Origin of the sequence: Kitasatospora sp. NPDC093558, from assembly GCF_040683475.1 — a bacterium.
In the GTDB taxonomy this organism is placed as follows: domain Bacteria; phylum Actinomycetota; class Actinomycetes; order Streptomycetales; family Streptomycetaceae; genus Kitasatospora.
Window position 1 is genome coordinate 1 of the sequence record NZ_JBFBDY010000607.1, and the last position, 3,733, is coordinate 3,733.

Annotated in this window: 1 protein-coding gene; it reads left to right on the forward strand. The window is 69.1% G+C overall.

Annotation, left to right across the window (positions count from 1 at the left end; genetic code table 11):
• Positions 1–271: 271 nt before the first annotated feature.
• A partial coding sequence (locus tag AB0O00_RS32360) for a SpvB/TcaC N-terminal domain-containing protein (RefSeq protein WP_363657865.1) occupies positions 272–3,733 on the forward strand: 3,462 nt, incomplete at its 3' end.

Below are 3,733 nucleotides of genomic sequence, written 5' to 3' on the forward strand. Positions count from 1 at the left end.
CATATCGGATGGCGCCGACCCCACTGGCGCTCCGATATCGGTGTAGGTGCGGCTGGTACGTTTCGCCCCGTCAGGTACCCCAGCGCATGTCTGCTCTTCAGGGCTGACAGGGATAGTTCGCTTCCGCCCGATCTGGCGAGGGACAGGTGAGCTGCGTGGCAGACAGCCCGGCCGGAATGCTCTGCGAGCCCTGGCGGACACCTGCGCCGAGGGCGGCGCGGTAGTGCGGCAGGAGCAGGCGACGCCCCCGGACGCCTCACCCGGAGTGCAGGTGCCGCCTTTGACTCTGCCCAAGGGCGGTGGCGCCGTCCGAGACATCGGGGAGAAGTTCGCCGCCAACCCGGTCACCGGCACGGGGTCGATGACCGTGCCGATCGCCACCAGTCCCGGCCGCTCCGGTTTCGGCCCACAGCTGTCACTGTCCTACGACTCGGGCTCCGGGAACGGTTCGTTCGGCTTCGGCTGGAGTCTGTCCCTTCCGGTTATCACCCGCAAGACTGACAAGCGGCTGCCGCTCTACCGGGACAAGCTCGACTCCGATGTCTTCGTGCTGTCCGGCCATGAGGACCTGACGCCGCTACTCGGGCCGGACGACCGGCCGAAGGACGACACCACGACCGACCCACGGTACGTGATCAGGCGCTACCGTCCGCGCGTCGACAACCTGTTCGCCCGAATCGAGCGATGGACCCGCGTCTCCGACGGTGACGTGCACTGGCGCTCGATCTCCAGCACCAACGTTCTCACGGTCTACGGTAAAGACGCCGAGTCCCGAATCGCCGACCCGCAGGATTCCGGCCGGATCTTCAGATGGCTCATTTGCGAGACCCGGGACGACAAGGGCAACGCCGTCCTGTACGAGTACAAGCAGGACGACGATTCCGGGGTCGCCCGGGGCCGGGCATGCGAGCGCAACCGCAGCGATGCGAGCCGCCGCACCAACCGGTACCTGAAGTCCATCCGCTACGGCAACCGGCACCCGTTGCTGGACGGTGGGGGTCGCCGGCCCCGCTTCCTCTCCGACCTGCCACCGGCCCAGCTCGCAGACGCGGGCTGGATGTTTGAGGTGGTATTCGATTACGGCGAGCATCTCGCCGATGCTCCCACGCCGCAGGACTCCGGCGAGTGGAAGCCCCGGAACGATCCGTTCTCCAGCTACAAGCCCGGCTTCGAGGTGCGCACCACCCGGCTGTGCCACCGGATCCTGATGTTCCATCACATCCCCGATCTGCCGAACGGACAGAAGGGCTACGAAGGCCTGGTCCGCTCCACCGACCTGCAGTACACAGAGCCGCAGGGCGACGGCGGCGAGGCGCCGTACAGCATGCTGCGCTCCGCCGTACAAAGCGGCTACCGGCGGGACGGCACCGGCTACCGGCGGCGGAGCCTGCCGCCGGTCGAGTTCGAGTACAGCCGGCCGGTCGTCCAGCAGACGGTCGAGGACATCGCCTCAGCGTCCCTGGCCAACCTGCCGGCCGGGGTCGACGGCGTGAGCTACCAGTGGGTCGACCTGCACGGCGAGGGCATTCCCGGTGTCCTCACCGAGCAGGCCGACAACTGGTACTTCACCCGCAACCTGAGCCCGGCCGGGACCGGCACCGTCGAACTGGCCCCGCTGGAGCAGGTCGCGGCCAAACCGAACCTCGCGCTCGCCGGCGGGCGGGCCCAGTTCATGGACCTGGCAGGCGACGGCCTCCACGACCTGGTCGTACTGGACGGCGACGTCCCCGGCCTGGCCGAACACGATGAGAGTGACTCCTGGCAGCCGTTCCAACCGTTCACTTCCCGCCTCAACCGCCAGCTGCACGACCCCGCAGTGAACCTCGTCGACCTGGACGGCGACGGGCGCCCGGACGCCCTGGTGATCGAGGACGACGCGTTCGTCTGGCATCCGTCCCTGGGCGAGGCCGGGTTCGGCCCGGCCCAGCGGGTCACCCGGCCGGACGACGAGGAGAAGGGCCCGCGGGTGGTCTTCACGGACGGCACCCGGTCGATCTATCTCGCCGATCTCAGCGGAGACGGCCTCGCCGATCTCGTCCGGATCCGCAACGGCGAGGTCTGCTACTGGCCCAACCTCGGCCACGGCCGCTTCGGCGCCAAGGTGACGATGGACGACATCCAGCCCTTCGACCGCCCCGACCAGTTCGACCCGAAGCGGATCCGGCTCGCCGACATCGACGGCTCCGGCACGACCGACCTGATCTACCTGCACCAGGACGGCGTACGGCTGTACTTCAACCTCTCCGGCAACGGCTGGAGCGAGCCGGTGCCGCTCGCCGTCTTCCCCCGGATCGACGACCTGGTGTCGATCACCACCGCCGACCTGCTAGGCAACGGAACCGCCTGTCTGGTCTGGTCCTCGCCGCTACCGGGCGACACCGGGCGGCCGATGCGATACGTCAACCTGATGGGCGAGGGCAAACCGCACCTGCTGGTCGGGGCCGTCAACAACCTCGGCGCCGAGACCGTCATCCGGTACGCGCCCTCGACGAGGTTCTACCTGCAGGACAGGCGCAAAGGCGAGCCCTGGGCCACCCGGCTGCCCTTCCCGGTGCACGTGGTCGAGCGGGTGGAGACGCACGACCGGATCAGCCGCAACCGGTTCGTCACGCGGTACGACTACCACCACGGCTACTTCGACGGCGAGGAGCGCGAGTTTCGAGGGTTCGGCACCGTGGACCAGTGGGACACCGAGGAACTCGGCGCGTTCACCGAGACCGGTGCCCTGCCCAAAGCCAACGAAGACCCCGCCTCGCACGTGCCACCCGTCCTCACCAGGACCTGGTTCCACACCGGTGCCCCCGGCGGAGCGAGCTACCTCCCACCCGGCGAGCTGAACGCTCCCCCACCGCCCGCCGGGCTGACAGCCGCCGAGGAGCGCGAGGCCCACCGGGCCCTCAAGGGGCTGATGCTGCGCCAGGAGATCTACGCCCAGGACGGCAACCCCGCGCAGAAGCACCCGTACACCGTCACCGAGCAGACCTTCGCCGTCCAACTGGAGCAGCGCCAGGGCGGCAACGAGCACGCGGTGTTCGTACCGCACCCCGCCGAGGTCCTCGACCGCCACCTCGAACGCAACCCCGACGACCCGCGCGTGCAGCACTCCCTCACCCTCGAGGTCGACCCCTTCGGGAACGTGCTGAAATCGGCGGTGATCGGCTACAGCCGGAGTCAACCCTCGCCGCTCCAACACGACGCCGACCAGGCCCGGCAGACCACACCACTGCTGACATACACCGAGAACGCCGTCACCACGCCGATCGACGACGTGACCCAGTTCCCCGACGACCACCACACCCCGCTGCCGGCCGAGAGCCGCACCTTCGAACTCACCGACTACCCGCCGACCGGCACCCGGAGGCGCTACCAGGCCTCGGACTTCGTCGAACCCGACCCCGCCGCCCCCGGCCGCCTGCGCCACGTCTACGACCACGAGGTCGGCTACGAGGAAATCGCAAGCAGTCACCGGCAACGGCGGCCGATCGAGTGGCAACGCACCCTCTACCGCCGCGACGACCTGACCGCGCTGCTCCCGCTCGGCCATGCCGAACCGCGGGCACTGCCGGGCGAGAGCTACCGACTGGCCTTCACCACCAAGCTCATCGCGACAGTCTTCCAGCGCGACGGCCTGCCGCTGCTGCCGGATCCCGCCCAGGTGCTCGGCACGCTGGGCGGAGACGGCGCTGGCTACCAGTTCGGCACGGACCTGACGGCCAACGGCCGGTTCCCTGCC